The organism is Labrenzia sp. PO1 (assembly GCF_012273635.1).
Lineage (GTDB): Bacteria > Pseudomonadota > Alphaproteobacteria > Rhizobiales > Stappiaceae > Roseibium > Roseibium algicola.
Genome location: NZ_JAAXCR010000005.1, coordinates 1 through 20,523 on the forward strand (window position 1 = coordinate 1; position 20,523 = coordinate 20,523).

The following is a 20,523-nucleotide window of genomic DNA, read 5'->3' on the forward strand; positions in this document are numbered from 1 at the left end:
TTCAAAATTGTCCGGATTGACGACCGTATCGGGATCGTTGATCTCGAACACACCGCCGCGGGTATGGACGTAACCTTCGTCTTCCGCACCCGGCCATTCAACGATGGGCAGAAAGTTCAACGAGAGATCGCCGCCGATCGTCGGAGCATCGTTGCTACCGGTAACAGTGACCTTGAATTCGGCCTTGTCGCCACCGACAACCTGATAAACGAAGGTATCGACACCCACCTGGCCATCGGCGAGGCGGTTTGCTTCTTCGGAATAGACGTAGCTGGCTTCGCCAGTTTCGACGTTCAGCAACAAGGTGCCGTATTTGCCTTCGACCTCCAGCATGCCATCTGAATCAGCGACGGCATCAACGTTGACAATCGAGCCACCAGCCGTTTTGAAAGCCAGCTGGGTGATGACCTGGCCACCGGTTTCGCCGATTTCGTCGTCGTTGCCGAGAACGTTGAATGTCGCTGCAACTTCCGCTTCGTCGTCGCCGGTGGTTTCGGTGACGTCGATCGCATCGTTATGAGCGACGAGTGCGCCATCCGTGACACTGAAGAGATGGATGTCACCGACTTCACTGCCTTCGCCGAACTGAACCAGTTCGATGTTGTAAAGGGTGGTCGTGCCGGTGCCGTTGGTGATGCTGACGGAACCGTCTTCGTTGGTCTTGATGTCGTAATCTTCAGCCTTGCCCGCAAACTGGGCAACGTCCTTGGAGCCGCCACGGCCGTCAATGATATCGCTGCCGCCGTTGCCGAAGAAGATGTTGTTCAGGCCGTTGCCGAGCATGACATCGTCATTGACCGTGCCGATGGCATTTTCGATGGACGACAGCAGATCGATATCGCCGCCCTTGCTCACGGCGATACCGCTGCGAAGGTCGATGAAGATGCCGTTTTCTGTGCTGTTCAGGTAAGAATAATCAATTGTATCAACGTCGTCGCTGCCGAGCAGGATGTCGATGCTGCCGTAACCGACAAGCATGTCGTTTCCGCTTCTGGCAAGCACGAGATCAAGACCAGATGTTCCTTCGAGCGGCACATCGGCACCGGTCGTCCCATTCACGAAATTGATGCTGGAGACGTCCGGGGTCGGATCGCTGCCGTCTTCTTCGATGTAAGTACCGACAACGTCAACGTCGCTGATCGTGGAAGTGCTGTTCTTGATGTCCGCCAGAGTGGCGCGGATGGAGTCGAAAAATTCCGACAGATTGATGTTATTAGGCATTAATCCATTCCTGACTAGCTCCACCGGCTGCCCGAGAGGGACAACCGGTGATTAAAGAATGGGTGTAAAAATCACCCTTGCTGAAATGCACGAGCAGACTTGGCAGACTGTTTCAATTTGAGCCATTCCCCAAATGGGGGCTGCGTTAACCAAGAAGTTTGTTAACCTTGCCTTCAGACGACGCCGCAGAAAATACGCAGCGTAAACAACACTTCGGAGAAAGCTTTAGAGTTTCAATGCGTTGAGGGGTGTTAAAATGACGTATGGTCAACATTTGCACCCTAATTAACCATTTGTTAATTTTTTTGGCACGCGAGAAAAATAATTCCTCACGGAATACGTTATTGCCTCCCCTTAGAGTTGTGTATACGATTGCATAGTTTTTGCAGTGCCATTCTTCATATTTTTTTACTGTCAGAATGTTGTGTTTTAGCAATGTCCGAGCAACTCGAGAAGCTTATCGCAGAGTTATATGAGAGCGTAGAAACGGAGAGGTTGTTTTCAGAAACTCTTTCAAAAATAATTACTTACCTTGGCGCGGCTCAATCTCATTTATGTCTTCTTGGGAAGGATAACTCTTCGATTGAACTTAATTTCACCGCCAATATGGATCCGAGTTTTCTCGATGAATACCACCAGCACTATGTCAACATCGATTACCGCTTAAAACTCATAACGAAATCACCTGTAGGGGCTGTCATGACGGACGATCAGTTCAATACAAAGGAAGGTTTACGCTCCAGTCCGATCCATCACGATCTGTTTCCGCGATACGACGTGAACAGGATCATGGGCAGTAATATCACCGTTGACGGTCGACTAGGCTGGTTCGGTGTTACAAGCGTGCGCAAAGACGGGACCTTCTCCAAAGAGGTAATGGAGGATTTTTCGAGGCTCGTTGTCCATGCCAGGAAGGCGCTTCAACTTCGGCAGCTGCGCATGGAAACCGGTGAACGGGAACTCGTTCACAGGTCGTCCAACGATGCACAAACCCATGGCGTCATCATGCTTGCCAATGGCGAGACTGAATACGTCAACCAAATCGCGCAGGATATCCTCGACCTGGGTTTCGTGAGGATTCAAAATGGCAGACTGGTCTGCCGCAATCCAAGAGAACAAAAGAAGCTGGACGCGGTTCATCGGCGCGTTCGAAACGGGGAAGCGCCACTGGTGCGTCTTCTCGATAGCAAAACCAACACGACCTACGCCGTGCAGGTGTTCAACCCGCTCCCCCGTTTCGTTGACGGACGACTGGAACCGGCACGCTGGGTGACCTACAAGATCGTGGTGCTCAATCCGCAGGACATTCTCTCTCCGCGTACGCTCGACCGTATCAGCCAGTTTTTTGGACTGAGTGGAAGCGAGAGCGCAGCCATTGCCGCTGTCATAGCGCTGCAGCCTCTGTCAGACTACTCCCGGGTCAAGGGTGTTCAGCAGGATACCGTTCGAAAACAGCTGAAGTCTGCGATGACAAAGATGGCCGTCAACTCACAAAAACAGCTGTTCCAGGTCTACGAGCGGTTCAAGGTCTTCGAATGACAGCCCGGGCTTCCAGGGCACAGGTGAAGATCAATCCTCCACCTGCTCCCTGGCAGTGCACTCTCGTACAAGCAAAAGAGCATGGCCGTCAGAGTAGTGCAGGCTTGGATGCGGTACGATGGCTCGACGATCCATCTCGCGAAAGCCCAGTGACGCATAGAGACGAAGTGCCGGCACATTCCTGTCGAAGCAGATGAGTGAAACTCGCGTGAGACCTTGCGCGGCTGCAAGACGGTCGGCAAGGATCATCAGCTTTCGCGCGTACCCGCGACGGCGAAATTCCGGACGGACAGCCACGCCGGAAACATACAACGAGCCTGGATCTTCCAACTCGGAGTAGGGCCTGAGGACTGGATCGGTCTCGGGTGTCTCGTCACTCTCCATCTTGAAGGCATGCAGCATGGCCACCACCTGGCCGCCAATCTCAACCATGTGGCAATTCTGATAGGAAAACGCCGTGTTTTCCCGCGAATACCTCGATGCCCCAACCTCCAGGAGGTCCGCGCCGGGAACCCCGACGCGAGACCAGATGTAAGAAGCAAGTCCATCTGAGGACATCAGGAAAAGCGAGGCGATTTCACGTGCGTCTGCCGTCGTGGCCGGACGGATCTGTTCGCTCCGTGTTTCGCCTTTCGATTGGACCGACATTTTCACTTCACTTCTCCCGCGTTGACCTCATTGCACATGCCATCCCCCTTCGCCGCATCCAGCACGACAGCTGGAGCGGGCCTCAGGTGATGCAGCGCCCGGGTGTCACCGTTACGGATCACATGGCGCACGCTGTCACGGTTCAATCCGATGTCGCGCAGTTCATGGTCCGACATTCTCTCCAGTGTCTGGATCAGGATGCGGTTCTTCCTGGCTCTGCGCCAACGTTCCAGAATCCCGATCGCGTTCCTGCGACAGGCAATCCTGCCAACCATGGTCGAAACGGTCATTGTGATACTCCCCGTTCCTTACGCCCTAAGGGGCTGGTGGAGGCAGGTCTGCCCGATTGCGTCGACATGCCGGTGGTCGGTACCACAGCAGCCACCGAAGACCCGCAGGTTCGGCAGGACCGACAGGAGGTTGGCATAGTCCCTGCCAAGTTCCTGCGGATTGCCGTCATCCAGCTCTTCAGCTTCATCCAGCTCGGCGTGGCTCAACCGCGAAGCATTCGCGCGCAGGCCCCGAATTCGCCGGGTCCAGTCCGCTCCTTCTTCCAGGATGTGCCGGAAGTGATCCGGGTGGGCGCAATTGATCATGTAGTAGGCGGGCGGGCAGTCGGCATCGAGCTCGGCGATTGCGTCCTTCAGGGGTTGGCCTGTCGGCAGGTGCCCATCGGTCTCAACGGTGAAGGCAAGAGCCAAGGGCACGTCCCGTTTCGCACAGGCCCGCGCTATGCCCATGGCTTCGCCGGCATGGGTCATGGTGATCGCGCTGATCATATCGACCCCTGCCGCATCCAGCGTGGCGACCTGAACAGCGTGATAATCCTCGGACTCGGCAGAGGACATCATGGTTTCGGGCGCGTAGCCATCTCCCCGAGGACCCATATTGCCGCTGATGACAAAGGGATGTTCACCTTCGAACTCGGCACGCAGTTCGAAAAGCATTGCAACTGCGTCCTGGTTTGCATGCTTCAATTCTTCGGCCGAATAGCCAAGACGGTCACCCCAGTCACGGCTGGCGCGCCAAGTCGCGCTGTCGAGAATGAAGCCCGTGCCCTGCGCATTCGCGATACGGGCGTAGCGTTCGTAGTAACGGCGAAGGGCAGCGCGGCCTTCTGCTTCTTTCAAGGCATGAAAGGAAGCAAACAGTGGCAGGTCGATGCCATCATGAAAAATCAGAGTTGTTTCGAGGCCACCATCGGTGAGCAGGCAGGCGTCACCGATCTGCGGCAGTTTATTACGGTACTTGTAAAGTTCCATCTTCGGTATTCTCTTGGCTCAAATGATTTGCGTACTGCGTTGCGTTTTTCCTTCCGCCGCAGAGCAACATTTATTTTGTTGATTTCAGTAATTTTGCCGCGCGATGCTTGGCTACCCAATCAAACGACGACCTGACCTTAGATAGCTGGCCAAGGAACTTTCACGTATGACGGCCGTCACACCGAATGAGGTGGACGTTCATCTTCGAGAAACTGACCATTTGCGAAGGGGAATTGCCGCGAGGGGACAATGGCCAAGAGAAGGCATTGAACCGATCAACGCATCTAACGCGTGACTTTCGGGGTATCGGCCAAAGACACAAGCAACCGGCAAGGGGGGTGCTGGCCGGAACTTGCGGAGGCTGAATAACGAGCCGGCGCTATTTCCAAAAGGCGCAGCCGGCTTGGTCTTGTCCGCAGTCAGGCGGGTTTGACTGACTGCGGCGTTGATTATCGAACGGAACGGAGCCCGTTAGAGGGCCCGGTTCATGACAGGGCAGCCGGGCCGGGCAAATGCGGCGCCGTGCGCAGTTCATCATCAAGCTCCGAGGCAAGGTCGAAGAAACGCCGGCGCACGCCCGAAGCGTAGGGGTTCAGCCCCTCGATCGCATCGAAAAGCTCCGGCGGATCGTGGCGAACCATTTCGATAGCCTCGTTGAGAAGGTCGAAGCTTCGGGTGGTGGTCATCCGGGGAAGCGGCCCCATCTTCACCAGCACCTTGGCAATCAAGTGGGTAAGGCCCTGGGACAGCGCGGCATCGCGATCATGTGCATCCGGTGTTGTTTCGAACACATCCAGCCCAAGGGCCACCTTGAGAAAGGCGGCAACACGTTTGTAGCTTCGGCCTTTCAGAGGGCACAGCGCGATTTTCAGTCCCTGCAATCCGTTGCGAGCGCTTTGCGGTCCGAAAAGCGGATGGGTCGCAAGGATTTCGACATGTGGTGGCAGCAACTCCAGCATCAGACGAGCGGGCTCGACCTTTACCGAACCGACATCCAGCACCAGCGTATTCGGCCTCAGATGCGGCGCTATTGCACGCAGTGTTTCTTCCATACAAGCTACCGGAACAGCGACCACCACGATCCGGCAGGCGGCGACCTCGGCAAGGTCCGCACTGCCATCATAACGCGGATCATGGATCAGCAGTTCGACATGAGAAGAAAGATGCTCGGCGATCAATCGCCCGAACGCCCCGTAACCGATAAGGCCCAGGGTGAGAGAGCGATGTGGTTTACATATTGCAGCTTGGAAAACAGTCATGGCTTAACTCGGCGAATTGGCTGCAAGGCCAAGAGCTGTATACCGAGTCACAACCGCTGGCGATGCAGCGGTAAACAGACAGCAAAGTCCCTCCGCTAACTTGGCGGATAATAATAGTTCGCAGTGTTGTGCAGGACGTTGCTCATGCTCTTGAGCTAGCAAGCCCGGTGGGACAAGTCAATGCGGCGCGATCATCTCAATATGGCAACTTGTGTTGACCGTACAGGTAAGTGGCCGATAACATGGCAATTCAAACAACCGTTTCCAGCGCGCCACCCAACGCAGCCGGCCCAGCGAAGATGAATTCAGTGTCCCTTAGTCGAAGTAGTTTACCCAACCGATAACCTTGCCGCTGCCGTCCTTGATTTCGTCATTGAAACGTATGCCATGAAGGGATCCAACGTTTGGCGACACGGATCGAGGAAACCTGTTCTCAACGACATTTTTCACCTGGGCGCCAAACGAGTGCCAGGCCAAGTCACCAAAATTTTTCGGTTTTGCCATCTTGGCACCACTCGTCCCACCTACGACCGATTGCATAAGCTCGTACGTTTGTTTGGCTTCTTCAGCCAGAGCCCTTTTCGCAGCACTGCGCGCCAGCGAGAGGCACACGCCGTTCTTTAATGTTTTTTCGAAAATGATGACGTTCAGGCCGAAATTCATCAACGCAATACCTTTAACGCCGGCGTCGTTCCCCAGGTATGTGATCCAATTGACCTCAAGCTTGTGGTCTTGCCTGATCGTATTGTAATCGAGTGGCTGTTCGGTCCAGTAGTGGATCGAACCGTTTTCGGACACATTGTGGAATTTACAGTGGCTCCTCGGATCATTTGTCTTCCAGATGATAAAAAGCCGTGCCCGGTCACCATCCATCTTGTTACTGACAAAAGCCGCTACCTCACGTTTGTGTTTCGGTGGTCGTGACGCCCAGGCCTTGATGTCGGAACTGATGAAACCGATGCCATCGATGTTCGATTTTTCGTAAGGTCGCCACGAAGTCCTGTCGGAGTTGCCACCGGATTTCGGGGCGACGGGACCATATTCCCTGGCAAACAAGTCATAATAGCTCAGCCATTCCTTTGACAGTTCATCGTAGTTGTTCATGCCTTTTCTGATCCCCGAACCGCGCAACTCGGGATGGTGCCAGTAGAAAACCAGGTCAGCGAGATTGGAAGGATCTTTGATCCCTTTTGAAATCGCTTGTGAGATGGTGGCAATTATCGCACTGGGAAAGTCGAATAGATTCATTGTCTTTCCTGTTCAATTATCTCTTTATTTATACCATTTAGAACTTTTCTATACTTGCATTTATGCCAATGCAGATCTTTTATACTTATTCATTTGGAGCATAGTTGAGCTAATAGTTCTTACGACGGCCCACGCGCTGCGTTGTAGCCATCGATCAGCGCCTTCCTCAGTCCCACGCCTTCATTTGCCGGGCGGGAGTTCGCGATTGCTGCCGCGACAAAGCCATTCGGAAAGACAACCACCTCAGCAGTCGCCTGTCCGCCCCAACGGCTTCCGTTGTGGGATACGGCCCGCCCATCGTTGGTTCTTGGACGGCTTGCAAAAACGAGCCGGTCATCATCTGCGGAAAACATCAGCTCGTGATTGTCGTTGACAACTTCGCGCGTCGAAACGATGCGATGAACGACCTTCGAGAGGGCTCTCGTTGACAGAAACCAGCCTCCGATAGCACACGGCTTGCCGACTTCGGTGCGATCCGTACCGGCCTCATCCATCGGTCCGTTGTAATAGAGAGCGCCTCGCGCCGGATCGGAGAAAGTATTGCAGCCGCCCGTCACACCAACCGGCTCGAACAGGGTCTTTTCAACGATATCCCGGTACCGATTGTACGCATGAACCTGGAGATAACTGTCATATGTTATCTCGCCGGGGGCAAACCCGTCCTCGATCTGCGCCCATTTCGTCGGCACAAGGGAATCGGCGCTGACATTCCAGAGCGCAAAGGACGTGTTCGCGTAACACCGTTTCGTCACGGGTTCAGGCACGCAGGCATTCGCGCCTGTTGCGATGTTCTGCGCTCTGACGATGTAGGTTTCAGCGCCAAGCTGATAGCGTTCCTGCAACGTGAACGCATGATCCCAGATTGTTTTTCCGGACTTGGCGAACCCAGCGCGATGCTGCAGGAGATTCCGAAGCGTAACGGGTTGCAGGGAGGTGTCTAGCTCGCCCTGCCAGCGTCTGGGAAGGTAATCCTGAAACCGGTCGTCAAGCGAGACGCTTTGGAGTGTCTCGGCTCGGTTAATAACCGTTGCCGCCGTCAGAACTTTCGAGACAGAGCCAATCGCGGCCTCGGTGCGGCCGTTGAAGCGCTGCTCGCCACCACTCTCGCAAGGAGTGCGGGCGTAGCCGTGGTTGACCTGGGCAATGATGCGACCGTTTTCGCCGCGCAACGTGACCGCGTACCCCATGTACCGGTCCCCAATCGCTTGAGCGACCAACGCTGCGAACGTCGCGGTATCAAAGTCCGGTTTTTCCTGAACTTCGGTAAAAGAGGGTCTCTCCGCCGGAAGATCACAAGCACTGGCGGCAATCGGCAGGCCCATCGCGATAAGGGATACTAAAAAAGGTTTGAACATGACACGAAATCCGTTTCCTGAGACGCGTTAGCTCACGGAAACACTACGGCCGATGGCCAAACGGATCATGGGTGGGTGCACCTAATTTTCGTGCGAAGAATACTCAATTTCCACGTCGGTCTCGTCTTCCGCCACAACGATCCAGGGTTCGCTCTGTGAACGCAAAAGGACCTCCACCCTGTCCTTTGCCTGCAGCTTGGAGAGGATCGATGAAACATGGTTTTCAATGGTTCTGCGAGACCGGCTCAGCGTTTCGGCAATTGCCGCATTGCTGTTTCCCTCGACAAGAAGTCGGAGCACTGTCTGCTCCTTTGCGGTGAGACCGTAAGGATGGTTGCGCGAACTCTTGTAAGGTCCGCGCTGCAGCGGCGGAAGGCCGGATACCCCTTCACGAGAGCGCAACCAGCGACGGGCCGCCATCGCCCCCATGGACCGGAACAATTCATCGGCCTCCTGAAGCCGTTCAGCTTTTCCGGTGGCGGCAAACGACCAGGCTGCCAGATAATCCGAACTTTCCATCTGAAACGCCAATCCGGCTTTTTCGGCCTTCCCTTCGAGAAGCAGGCGAACAGGCTCCGGAAGAACAGGGGCGGAAGTGGACTTCAGCGGCAATTCCGCAATCCGGGCCCAGAACATCGCTTCGCCCAGCTTTCTCGGGCTCAGGAGCCTGGGATCGAGGCTGCAGAGCCAGTCCCAGGCCTGCGCTGCGGTTTCTGAAGTCCCAGCCAGCACGGACTGCTCGATTTCCGCGATCTTCAAAACCGTCAGGTACTGGGGTTCGCCGATCTTTTCCGCTGAAACGAGTGCCTGCTGCAAAGCCTCTCCGGCGGCCGCATCACCGAGGCGCAGAAGGGAGCGGGCGAGGACGATCTGCGCGGGCATCCGCATGAGCAGGGTCTGGTTTTCCTGTCCCAGGACCCCGCGTGCGATCGTGACTGCCTCGTCAAAACGTCCCTGTTCCAGCCGAAGCTGTGCCTTTCGACCAATCAGGTAATAGGTCCAGGCGTCAAGATCGTGAGCACTGTCAAAACGGATCCCGGCATCGATCAGATCTTCAGCCCGGTCGAGGGCACGCATTTCTATGAGGCATTCGGAGAGATTTGTATAAACCCGCGCTGCCTGCTCATCGAACCCGTTTTCCAGCGAGATCCGCAGGCTCTCACGTAACAGCATCTCCCCTTCCGGATCCCCTCGGAACAGCATGGCTGAACCGACCGTGTTAAGTGCATGCGTGCAGGTTTCAACGTCTTCGACAGCCTGCGCAAAGGTCAAGGCCCGACGCCCCCACGTCACCGCCTCACTCATCTCGTCTTGAAGCATGTGATACTGGGCGCGAAGGGCGTATGCCTTCGCCTTCGCCCATTCGGTGGCCGAGGCGTTGTTTTCCAGGACTTCGATTGCTTCCTCGATGTACCTCTTGGCTTCCTCGGCTTCTCCCCTGTACCAGTGGAGCCGGGACAACCATCTCAGGTTTTCTCCCACCCGGTTTTCATTTCCGGCCTTGCGCCAGAGCTCCACCGCCTTGCGGCGGTTGGAAATGACGTCTGCGTCGATGCCAAGCGACAGGCCTGCCTCATAGGCCCAACGTTCGCAGATTTCGGCGGCCTGCTCGAGGTCCAGGCTGTCCGCCAGCGGCAAGACATGTTCAAGAAAGCGGGCGGCCTCGCGATGGGCTCCGAGACTTGCCGCATTGTCTGCGGCAAGCGGTGCATAACGCAGCAATAGCTGCTCATGTTCGGCTCCGCGGGCGTGATGCACGATCATGTCGAGAGGCTGCGCTCCGTCTTCCCGGTTGCAAAGATGATCCAGGAAGCACCTGTGCGCTTCGACCCGCCTTGGATGACTGAGCCGATCGTAGATGGCAATCCGCGCAATCTCATGACGAAAGGAGAGCCTTCCGCCGCTTTCAATCAGCAGACCTTTCTCGATAGCCTGCGTCAGGGTGCCGTAGCCATCGGGCAGTGGCAAAGCCAGGAGAATGCCTGACGGAATTGCACCGGGCCAGCAAGACACATATTCCAGTAGCCGCACGACGTCCTGCGGCAATCCTGCAAGACGCGCATCGACCGCATCCCCGATGGTCTGGGGAACCTTGCTGCCGTCTGCTGACTGAGCCAACAATTCGGTCAGGAAGAAGGGATTACCGCCCGTGATGTCCAGGAGACGGTTGGGAGCCAGGCGGGTTGACCCGACAAGCGTCTGCACCGCGTCCAGAGACAAAGGAGCGAGATTTATCTGCTTCTTTCGGGCCGGTACGATTTCGCCCATGGCTGAGCGAAGCGGATGGTAACCCGCCAACTGGTCATCACGATAACTGCAAACCAGCAGCAACGGCAGCATCGCGATCCTGCGGCCAATGAACTTCAACCAGTCCAGTGTGCGATCGTCCGCCCAGTGCAGGTCCTCGATCACCAATACCACCGGTTCTCGCAAAGACGACAAATGCTCCACCAGGCCGCCAAAAAGCATGGCTTCCTCATCGCGGATCTGCGTCGATCCGGAAAGACCTGCTGCAATATCTCGTATCGGCCCGAGCGGGCGCGGCGTGATCAAAGGATCGCAAAGACCGATGACCTTCCTGGTTTCGGGCCCGAGGCTGCTCAGGAAATCCGCAATCAGAGACGACTTTCCTATCCCGGCTTCCCCGGCAACGAATACGATCCGTCCACCCGACCTGGAAATGGAAAGGCGAACCTCATCCAATATTTGCAATTGCTCTTCGCGTTCAAGTAGCAACAAACCAACCAAAAAAAGACGGTTTCGGACCTGGAAACAAATCTATGGAAGAGTGGACGCTACGGCAATTCTCAATAAATGGTTGTGACGCTCTTTCTTGATTTACCGATCGAAACGCCTTCGAAAGGGGCGATTTGCACAGCGTTTCACCAATGCGACCTTCGCAGGAAAATGTTCTCCATCGGAAGAGGCAAGGAATGATCTCGGGCCTGCCTCGCTGCCCGGAGAGAAGACCAGATGCACCTTGTCAGATCCACCTGCTGACCTCGCTGCTGAGCTTCCGTTCGGCAAGCTTCTTTTCTGCTTCCACATTCCATTTCTCACGTGTGGAGATCAACCGGACGGCACGTGTCGTGGCCGGCCACGTTCTGTCGCGCAGGCTATCCAGATCCAGTCCGACGCGACATGCTTCAAATTCCTGAAGACGATCCTGCAATTCGAGGCCCGGGAGTGTTCTCAGGTTCTTGCAGTTGAACAAGCTCAGCCATTCCAGACCGACATGTCTCAGGTCCACTTCAACCAGTTTGAGTTGATCATGAACCTGCAAGGCTGACAGCGCGGGAAACCTTCCAAGGTCACCCAGTGTGCCTAGTCCGGATACTCTTAAAATTCGCAGTTTCTCGAGTGTCTGGTGTGACAAGTCGCCCAGGTTGGCCCGGCTACCCAGGATCAGGGTGAACTTTTTGAGGGTTGCAATGGAGGAAACGAAGTCGAGGCGATGTTTCCCGGCAAACGAACTCAATGACAAGGTTGCCAGATCGGGCAAGTGGCTGATGACCTCAATGCCCTTCCAGTGACCTTGAACGAACAGGTCCTGCAGGTTCACCGCGTCGGCAAGCGGGGCAAGATCGAGGTTTCTTTTCCGGTTGGCGGCGACAGTCAAACTTCGGAGTTGCCGCAGGTTCAAGGTTTCCAGGAACTGAGGCTGGTCAAAGTCCAACACTCCGAAATGCAGTCGCTCCAACTTCGGTAACTCGCTGATTGCTTCAACGTGCGAGATGCGATCCAGACAATCGAGAGCCAGGTTTACGACATCCGGCAAATGGTTCAGGCAGCGCGCGTCAAAGCCTTCATCGTCGTGCTGGTAAAACCGGACGGTCAACCGGTCACCTGCCAGACGGCAGGCCTCGTTCAATGCCTGAAGCGTCGCAACCTTGCAGGCCTCCGGATTGCTGAACTGGACCACAAGCCGGTCAGTCCCTTCGACGGCCCGAACGAGGTCAGCCGCAACAAGCACGTCGGGGTCGGTTATCCGGCCGCCATCAACCTGAAACATTCTGAAGCCCTGTGGAATTCTGTCCGGTTTTCGAACAGATTCTGATGGTTGCGATTACTAACCGAAGAGACAGCCAAGTTGTAGCCACCGGCCGTGGTTTTGCGTTTCAGACGTCATCGATCAGAAATCCGACACAGACAGCCCTCCGCATATCCTGCCGATGGTCCTCCCATCGTCACCTGCGCACAAAACGCGCAGCTCGCAACGAGCGTTTTCCCTCTGAAATGCATTCGTATGCAAATTTGCTTGCAATGGATGCTTGGCGGCAGTATTGCAAACGTATGCAGTTGGGAGGAGGGCGCGCACCGGCACCGTTGTTCGATCCACGATCGACAAGAGGAATTCAACGGTCACGATGCGCCACCTCTCATTACCGAGACGCGCTCGCAGCGCTCTACCGGACCGGCTGCCGGGAAACACCGATCACGCTCCCGATCCGGATGTTTCCTGTGATGTTTCAGCTTTCGGCCACGATCTGCGGTGTGTGGCCGGCCTATTGCGCCGCAGGGACCTGAGAGAGACAAATGACGAGACTACCCATCCCGGACACCATCCGTTTTGTGAAATCCCCGGCACGCGATGCGGTTGCCGACAATGCCAGCGTCGAAACACTGGTCGCAGAAGTGCTCAAGCGGGTTGCCGCAGAAGGTGATGCTGCCGTCCGTGACTATTCTGAGAAATTCGACAAGGCGGCGCTCGACCGGTTCGAAGTCACCGCTGAAGAACGTGAGGCAGCAGTCGAAAGGCTGGACCCGCAGACACGCGAAGACACCGAGTTCGCAATCTCCAACGTGCGCATGTTCGCCAGGGCCCAGTTCGGAACCTTGCAGGATCTGGAAGTCGAGATCCGGCCAGGTGTTCACCTCGGGCACCGCAACATTCCGCTCGACCGGGTCGGTTGCTACGTCCCTGGTGGCCGCTACCCGCTCCTGTCCGCGCCGATCATGTCGATCGTCCCGGCGAAGGTGGCCGGTGTCGGCGAAATCATCGCCTGCCTTCCGCCGAACGCCCATGAAGCGATGATTGCGGGCTGCCACCTTTCCGGCGCCGACCGGATTTTCCGGATCGGTGGGGCGCAGGCAATCGCTGCAATGGCACTCGGCACGCAGTCCGTTCCACCTGTCGACAAGATTGTCGGCCCAGGCAACGCCTTCGTCAATGAAGCCAAGCGTCAGGTCTTCGGCCCTGTCGGGATCGACCAGCTCGCCGGTCCATCGGAGATCTTCATACTCGCCGATCACACCGGCGACGCTGAGATGATCGCCACCGATCTTCTGGCACAGGCCGAGCACGACACCAGAACCCGGGTGGGCCTCATCACCACAAACGCAGACCTTGCGGAAGCGGTCCTGAGAGAAGTGGACGTTCAGCTGAAAAGCCTGTCGACGGCAGCCACCGCCGGCCAGGCCTGGAAAGACTACGGCGAGATTTCCGTCTGCCCGGACGAGGCGACAATGATCGCCTATTCGGACATCGTCGCCGCCGAACACCTGCAGGTGCACACCGAGGATGCCAAGACCTTCGCCAGGAAGCTGAAGCACTACGGCTCGCTCTTCATCGGTCCCAACGCCAGCGTCGTCTATTCCGACAAGTGCTGCGGCACCAACCACACGCTGCCGACCATGGGCGCCGGACGTTACACCGGCGGGCTTTGGGTAGGGTCATACATCAAGACCGTAACCCATCAGTGGATGGACGAGGACGGCATCCGCGAGGTCGCGCCGCCGGCAGTCCGCCAGTCCGCCTCAGAAGGTCTTGAAGGCCACCGCCGCGCGGCGCAACTGCGCCTCGACCGACTTCAGGGATAATCCAGCGATACCGGCTCGGCCCCGATCGCGGGCCGGGCCGAATGGTTGCTGGATTGTTCGAGCTGGTAAGCGAGCCGGCAGAGCAACGCTTCCTGACCGAACCCGCCGACAAGCTGGCAGCCGAGCGGCAAGCCGTTCGCGCCGAACCCGCAGGGAAGCGAAATCGCCGGATGCCCTGACATGTTAAATGGCATGGTGCGCATTGCCGTCCAGACCGCGCCGTCGGCAAAGGCGGTGAACTTCGGTGCGGTGCCGAGCGTGGTCGGTACGAGAAGTGCGCTGTGCTGCGCCAGCAATACGTCGACCTCCTGCCTGAAACGATGCGCAATGCCACGGGCATGCACGACGTCCTGTTCGTCCAGAACAGCTCCGGTCAGAAGGTTCCGGCGCGCGTCCTTACCATAGGCATCGAACCGGTTGCGCAGACCCACCAAATGGTTCTGAAGCGCCTCCGCCTGCAGGATGACAGTGGCCGCGTCCTCGAGCCTTTGATAGGGCGGCAGCGTCACCAGCTCTATTCTGGCACCGAGCAAGGAAAGGAGCGCGGCGGTGTCGTCCATGGCTTGGACAAGGTCAGGATCCGCCGCAGGATCATCAACGAACCAGTCGCGGGCGTAGGCGATGCGAAGTCCCGTAAGCTCCTGCCCGATGTCAGCTGCAGCACGGCTCGCAGGGGCGAGCGCCTCCAGAATGACGGCAGCGTCTTCGACGCAGGCGGCGAGGGGGCCAATGACATCGAGGCTCTGCGACAAAGGAAAACACCCGGATGCTGAAACCAGGCCAGTGGTCGGCTTCAACCCAACCACACCGCAATAGGCCGCAGGTGCACGGATCGACCCGCCGGTGTCCGTCCCGAGTGCAACGCGCATAAGCCCGGCCGAAACGGCCGCGGCGGAGCCCGACGAGGAGCCGCCGGTGATCGCGCTGGTGTCCCAGGGATTGCGGGCCGGCGGGTTGGGCTGGTCGAAGGCGGGGCCAGTCAGCGCATATTCATAGGTTGCGAGCTTGGCCAGCGGCACCATGCCGGCCTGCCTGAGCGCCGCGACGCTGGCAGCATCAATGTGCCCGGCCTGACCGGGAGCGTGCGGATGGGCATGCGACCCGCAGCGTGTCGGCTGGCCATGCACATCAATGATGTCCTTCACACCGAAGCAGAGCCCGGCCAACGGCGGCCGGTCGTCCGGCAGAACATTGTCCCAGCGAGACGCCTCGGCAACAGCATCCGGCGACAGATGCACAACTGAACGAATGGCACCGTCCCGCCGTTCGATGCGGGCAACCAGAGCCGACGCGATCTCGCACGCCGACACCTGGCCGGTCGCGATCAGCTCCTGTTGACGGCGCAAGGGGCTGTCCAGAACATCATCCATGGTCGCGGTCATCCTTCAGGGCCCGCGCCTGTTCGGCCAGGCGCTGCGCCTGTGCAACGGATGCTTTCAGATCCGCCTCGGGAACAGCCAGCCCCAGATCCGTGAGGCGCTTCTTGTATTCGGTCAGGGTCATCGGCCGTTCTCCTGTCGTCGTCTTCCGGTCGTTCCGGTGCGGCAAGCGCACGTCCTCCGGGAGTGATTTTCAACCGTGATAATTTCATTTTGCATAGGTATGCAGATTTTTATTGATCGGACTGAACATGTTTGGCAATATCAAAATGCAAGCGTATGCAAAATTCTGCAAGATGCGCGAAACAGCTTCGCTAAAAGGTACGATGAAATGGGAACGCAGGAAGTCTCCACCCCAAAGGCAAAGGACGTGAAATCCGCTCCACGCGTGAACGACGCGCCGCACAACGGCAATGTCATGCAAGTCGAGCGCGCCGATTTCACCGACCTGGTCCCGGAGGGGCGCGCCCCGGTTCAGGGCATGGAGGGTTTCGACCCCTGTTATTCCGATATCGTCGACTATATTGTCCGCTGCACGCACAAGATCTGGGATGAGCGCGACGTAGGCCTTATCTATTCGCACTACACGCATAACATCGTCCTCTACCTGCCGATGGGCACGATCTACAATCGTGAGGACGTGGTGCGCGACACCATCCAGAGGCTCGTCTCCCTGCCCGAACGCCGCGGCATGGCAACCCATGTCATCTGGAACGGCGACGACAAGGACGGCTATTACACTTCTCACCTGGTAACCGGCTCTGGGCGCTATACGCAGAACGGCCATTACGGTCCGGCCAACGGCCGCTCCTTCGTGTCCCGCACGGTCGCCGACTGCATGATCCATCGCAACAAGATCTACCGCGAATGGGTGGTTTCCGACCAGATGGCGGTCGTACGCCAACTCGGCCTCGACGTCGACGCTTATGCGGGCAAGATCGCCGAAACGAAACTGAGCCAGGGCCTCACGCAGCTCGACATCGGCGAGGTCGGCCTCCTTCAGGGTCAGTATCCGCCGGCGGAAAAGGCCGATCTGGACATCGCCAACACAGATCTGGAACGCGAAACGCTTCAGTTCCTGCATGACATCTTCAATCGCAAGATGTTCGGCCGCATCCGCGAGGTCTATGCACCGACCGCCATGTACCATGGGCCGCTGATGAAAGAGCTCTACGGCACCGCGTCGGTCTCTCATCAGACGCTCGGCCTCGTGGGCAGCATGCCGGATGCGGTCTACGCTCCGCAGCACATCTGTTCCACGCCCTGCGTCGAAGGCGGCACGAAAGTCGCCGTTCGCTGGATACTCGAGGGTCATCACCTCGGCTACGGCATTCTGGAAAGTCTTGGTGCGCCCACCGGCAAGCATCTGCGTCTGATGGGCATGTCGCACTATCACTACAAGGACGGCAAGATCGTCGACGAATGGACGGTCTATGACGAACTGTCCCTGCTGGTTCAGATCAAGCTGGCGCAGCTTGCTGACAAGGCTTCCGCGGTGGAGGCCGCCGAAGCCTGAAATAACGTCAAGAACAAAGAGAAATAGCCCGGGGCAATCGGGCATTCTTCCAATGGAGAATGAGATGAGCAAATTGAAGCTAGCCGTGAGTGCGCTTGCACTCGTTCTCGGGGCCGGGACGGCACACGCCGGGTGCGGCATCGAGGGTGGCAACGTCAAGATCCTTGCAAACGACTTCGATGCCCTCGGAACCGTTATCAAGGAAGCGGAAGCCTGCGCGGGAGACGGCGTCACCGTGGAAGCCAACATGACGACCGAGCACAAGGCACTTCAGGTGCCCGCGCTCACGGTCAACCCGGCGCAGTACACGGTGGCGATGGTTGCCAACAATTCCATCGTTCCGCTCATGAACGACGGCCTCATCCGCCCACTGGACGAGCTGGTCGAGAAATACGGCCAGCAGCTTCAGCCAACGCAGCTCATCAAGGTCGACGGAAAGGTCATGGCAATCGCCTTCATGGCCAACGGCCAGAACCTCTACATTCGCGGCGACATCCTGAAGGAAGCCGGCCTCGAACAGCCGACGTCGCTTGAAGAGGTCATCGAGGCTGCCAAGGTGATCCGGGAGAAGGGCATTCTGGAATACCCGCTGGCCGCGGCAGACCAGGCCGGATGGTATCTCGGCAACGAGTTCGTCAACACCTACCTGGGCCTTGGCGGCACCTTCTTCGAGCCGGGCAGCGCAGAGCCGGCCATAAGCGGCGAGGAGGGTCTGAAGACCCTGGCGCTGATGAAGGAACTTTCCGAATACATGGAACCCGAGTTCCTGACCTTCACGTCCGATGAAATCAAGGCGATGTACCTTTCGGGTGAAGTCGCGATCATCAACCAGTGGGCGTCCATGGTGAACGGTCACATCGACCCCAATGGCCCGGCACCGGAAATCGGGGAAGCCACCATTCTCGCGCCCGCACCGACCGTCGGTGGCGGCACCACACCGGCCGCTGCGCTCTGGTGGGACGGCTTCACCATCGCCAAGAACATCTCCGACGAAGATGCCGCAGCTTCCTTCCAGGCGATGATGCACGGTATCCGGCCTCAGGTTGCCCAGGACAATCCGTCCGCAGCTGCCTGGCTGATTGCGGATTTCTCTCCTCCCGCCTCGGCAAAAGCGATCCTTGAAAACGCGAAGCTCGGGGCGAAAGCCTACCCGATGTCACCCTACATGGGGCTTCTGCATACGGCACTCGGAGCGGAGCTTTCAGATTTCCTTCAGGGGCGCGAAAGTGCCGAACAGGCGTTGAACGACGTGGAAGCAGCCTACCGCGCCGCGGCCAAGGAAGCCGGCTTCCTCAACTGATACTGCCCTTTGCCACACCCCTGTCATGTCGATGACAGGGGTGTATCCTTTTCGGGGGAGACTTTATGCGCCACCGTGATTTTGCAGCGTTCATATGGCCATCGGCACTCGCCATGCTCTTGTTCATTGCGTTGCCGATCGTGTCCGTTTTCGTGCAGTCCATGTTCGTCGAGCATGAACAGGTTCTCGTGACCGTGGAAAACTGCGGCCCGTTCGGCTGCACCGACGAAACCAAGGTCGACACCGAGGCAACCCGGGTCCTGCGCGAAGAAGAGCCACTCGGGCGCTTCAACGCCTTTGGCACCTATCTCAATCGGTCCCACCTGGCGGTTGAAGAGATCGCCGAGATCCTGGAAAGCAGCAACGGTTTTGTCGATGTCGTTACCAGGATCTACAATCTGCCCTTTTACAAGGCGCTGTCCTTCACCCTGGTCTACACCTTCCTGGTGACACCGCTTGCCATGATTGCCGGCTTTGCCGTCGCTCTCGGCGTCAACAGTGTGCCCAGGCTGTTTCGCGGGCCGATCATCTTCCTGTCGCTGCTGCCCTACATCGTGACACCCCTTCTGGGCTCCCTCATCCTGTTCTGGATGATCAACTCCGACGGCATCATCGGGGCGACACTCCAGTGGCTGTTCAACGATCCGGAACTGTCGCTGAAGGCCAGCCCAGTGCTGTCGTGGCTCACGCTCATCACCTACGGAACGTGGCATATGGCGCCCTTCGCCTTCGTGGTCTTCTATGCCGGTCTGCAGACCCTGCCGATGGACACGCTGGAATCTGCCATGATCGACGGTGCCAACCGCTGGGAACGCATCCGATACGTGGTGATGCCTCACCTGACGCCGCTGGCGACCTTCGTCGGCCTTGTTCTGCTGATGGACAATTTCCGCGTGTTCGAACCGATCATCGGTTTCTCGTCGGAGGCCAACGCAACCTCGCTCTCCTGGCTGATCTACAACGACCTGACAGGACAGGTGAACCAGCTTTTCGGCTCGGCCGCAGCCACCTCGATCCTGACCATGATCGGCGTGATCATCCTGCTCAGCCCGGTGCTCGTGCGAACCTGGCGCGACTTCAAGAGAAAGGCCCGGTGATGACCAGATCCATCGGCTATTCCCGCCCGCTCGCCATCTTCACCGGGGTCATCCTGGTTGTGTGGCTGATCGTTGCGGCCTTCCCCTTCATCTGGACTGTGTGGGGCTCGTTCAAGGTCCAGGCTGACTTCTTCAGCCGGGTCTCCTTCTGGAACGCCATCACGGGGCCCGCGACCGTGCGCCAGACAGGCGAGGCGCTGACACTCGATGGTTATCGTGGCGCCTGGATCGAGCGAGAGTTCTACCACTCGGTCTGGAACACCACGATCGTTACCATCTGCGTGACCTCCATCTCGCTCTTGTTCGGAACACTCGGCGGCTATGCGCTTTCCCGTTCGAGCCGCAACTACACCTTCTGGATCCTGATCGCCGCGCTGGTCTTCCGGGCCATGCCGCACATCACGCTGGTTTCCGGCTTCCTGCTGCCGTTCTTCCAGCTCAACATCTGGGGCTATCTGCCGACAGCGATCATCGTCCTGGTGGCCATCAACCAGCCCTTCACGATCTGGATGCTGCACAGCTTCTTCAAGTCGATCCCGAAAGATCTGGATGAAAGCGCGATGGTTGACGGTTGCACCCGCTTCCAGGCGTTCCGGCTGGCGATCATGCCGGTGATGTGGCCAGGCGTAATCACCACCGGCCTGTTCAGTTTCCTTCTGGCCTACAACGATTTCTCGGTGACCGCGCTGCTGCTGTCCCAGGAAAACCAGACCATGGTTCCGAAGATCAATTCGTTCCTTGGAACCATCCAGACCGAAGGCACTATCATGTATGCGGTTGCCGCAACCGTGAGCGCCACCGTACCGCTTTTCATCCTCGTGATGTTCTTCCAACGCCAGATTGTCAGCGGGCTGACCGCAGGCGCCGTCAAGGGATAGT

The 20,523-nt window shown here is 57.6% G+C and carries 17 protein-coding genes; 6 read left to right on the forward strand and 11 right to left on the reverse strand.

The genetic code is table 11. The features are described 5' to 3' along the window. The coding region (locus tag HCG46_RS23475) for a VCBS domain-containing protein (protein ID WP_205838661.1) at positions 1–1,221 on the reverse strand (1,221 nt) is incomplete at its 3' end. A gap of 435 nt (positions 1,222–1,656) precedes the next feature. Here HCG46_RS23475 and HCG46_RS23480 point away from each other — a divergent pair. Continuing rightward, a complete protein-coding gene (locus HCG46_RS23480) occupies positions 1,657–2,760 on the forward strand; it encodes a hypothetical protein (protein WP_168687576.1) in 1,104 nt (367 codons plus the stop codon). Between the two features lie 30 nt (positions 2,761–2,790). On the opposite strand, the gene HCG46_RS23485 is transcribed toward HCG46_RS23480, so the two are convergent. From HCG46_RS23485 to HCG46_RS23520, 8 genes are all read right to left on the reverse strand, one after another. Beyond that, a complete protein-coding gene (locus tag HCG46_RS23485; RefSeq protein ID WP_168687811.1) occupies positions 2,791–3,408 on the reverse strand; it encodes a GNAT family N-acetyltransferase in 618 nt (205 codons plus the stop codon). A 2-nt stretch (positions 3,409–3,410) separates the two neighbouring features. Continuing rightward, complete coding sequence (locus HCG46_RS23490) at positions 3,411–3,698, reverse strand: DUF1127 domain-containing protein (RefSeq protein WP_075283510.1); 288 nt, start codon at positions 3,696–3,698, stop codon at positions 3,411–3,413. An 18-nt stretch (positions 3,699–3,716) separates the two neighbouring features. Continuing rightward, complete coding sequence (locus HCG46_RS23495; RefSeq protein WP_168687577.1) at positions 3,717–4,670, reverse strand: homocysteine S-methyltransferase family protein; 954 nt, start codon at positions 4,668–4,670, stop codon at positions 3,717–3,719. Between the two features lie 485 nt (positions 4,671–5,155). Continuing rightward, positions 5,156–5,929, reverse strand: coding sequence for a prephenate dehydrogenase (locus tag HCG46_RS23500; protein ID WP_152507962.1), 774 nt, complete (start codon positions 5,927–5,929; stop codon positions 5,156–5,158). Positions 5,930–6,244: 315 nt separating this feature from the next. Continuing rightward, on the reverse strand, positions 6,245–7,177 hold the full coding sequence (locus HCG46_RS23505; protein ID WP_168687578.1) for a hypothetical protein: 933 nt from the start codon (positions 7,175–7,177) through the stop codon (positions 6,245–6,247). Between the two features lie 119 nt (positions 7,178–7,296). Continuing rightward, the gene (locus tag HCG46_RS23510) at positions 7,297–8,364 is read right to left on the reverse strand and encodes a serine hydrolase domain-containing protein (protein ID WP_168687579.1); all 1,068 of its coding nucleotides are present in this window, start codon (positions 8,362–8,364) and stop codon (positions 7,297–7,299) included. 249 nt (positions 8,365–8,613) lie between these two features. Further along, positions 8,614–11,280, reverse strand: coding sequence for an AAA family ATPase (locus HCG46_RS23515; protein WP_353621836.1), 2,667 nt, complete (start codon positions 11,278–11,280; stop codon positions 8,614–8,616). Positions 11,281–11,515: 235 nt separating this feature from the next. After that, complete coding sequence (locus HCG46_RS23520) at positions 11,516–12,544, reverse strand: hypothetical protein (protein WP_168687581.1); 1,029 nt, start codon at positions 12,542–12,544, stop codon at positions 11,516–11,518. A gap of 524 nt (positions 12,545–13,068) precedes the next feature. Between HCG46_RS23520 and hisD the strand changes: the two genes are divergently transcribed. Beyond that, complete coding sequence (gene hisD / locus HCG46_RS23525; RefSeq protein WP_023001268.1) at positions 13,069–14,352, forward strand: histidinol dehydrogenase; 1,284 nt, start codon at positions 13,069–13,071, stop codon at positions 14,350–14,352. Here the strand turns inward: hisD and HCG46_RS23530 are convergent. Together HCG46_RS23530 and HCG46_RS23535 are read right to left on the reverse strand one after the other, a co-directional pair. Next, a complete protein-coding gene (locus tag HCG46_RS23530; protein WP_168687582.1) occupies positions 14,343–15,722 on the reverse strand; it encodes an amidase in 1,380 nt (459 codons plus the stop codon). The genes hisD and HCG46_RS23530 overlap by 10 nt on opposite strands. Next, the gene (locus HCG46_RS23535; protein ID WP_168687583.1) at positions 15,715–15,855 is read right to left on the reverse strand and encodes a hypothetical protein; all 141 of its coding nucleotides are present in this window, start codon (positions 15,853–15,855) and stop codon (positions 15,715–15,717) included. The genes HCG46_RS23530 and HCG46_RS23535 overlap by 8 nt, the downstream gene beginning before the upstream one ends. 207 nt (positions 15,856–16,062) lie before the next feature. Here HCG46_RS23535 and HCG46_RS23540 point away from each other — a divergent pair, with 207 nt between their 5' ends. From HCG46_RS23540 to HCG46_RS23555, 4 genes are all read left to right on the forward strand, one after another. Next, a complete protein-coding gene (locus HCG46_RS23540; protein ID WP_168687584.1) occupies positions 16,063–17,247 on the forward strand; it encodes an ester cyclase in 1,185 nt (394 codons plus the stop codon). A 64-nt stretch (positions 17,248–17,311) separates the two neighbouring features. Next, a complete protein-coding gene (locus HCG46_RS23545; RefSeq protein WP_152507955.1) occupies positions 17,312–18,547 on the forward strand; it encodes an extracellular solute-binding protein in 1,236 nt (411 codons plus the stop codon). A gap of 65 nt (positions 18,548–18,612) precedes the next feature. After that, positions 18,613–19,644 (forward strand): sugar ABC transporter permease, encoded by a 1,032-nt coding sequence (locus HCG46_RS23550; RefSeq protein ID WP_075283502.1) that lies wholly within the window; start codon positions 18,613–18,615, stop codon positions 19,642–19,644. Further along, positions 19,644–20,522 (forward strand): carbohydrate ABC transporter permease, encoded by an 879-nt coding sequence (locus tag HCG46_RS23555; RefSeq protein ID WP_023001274.1) that lies wholly within the window; start codon positions 19,644–19,646, stop codon positions 20,520–20,522. Before HCG46_RS23550 ends, HCG46_RS23555 begins: the two co-directional genes overlap by 1 nt. Position 20,523 lies beyond the last annotated feature (1 nt).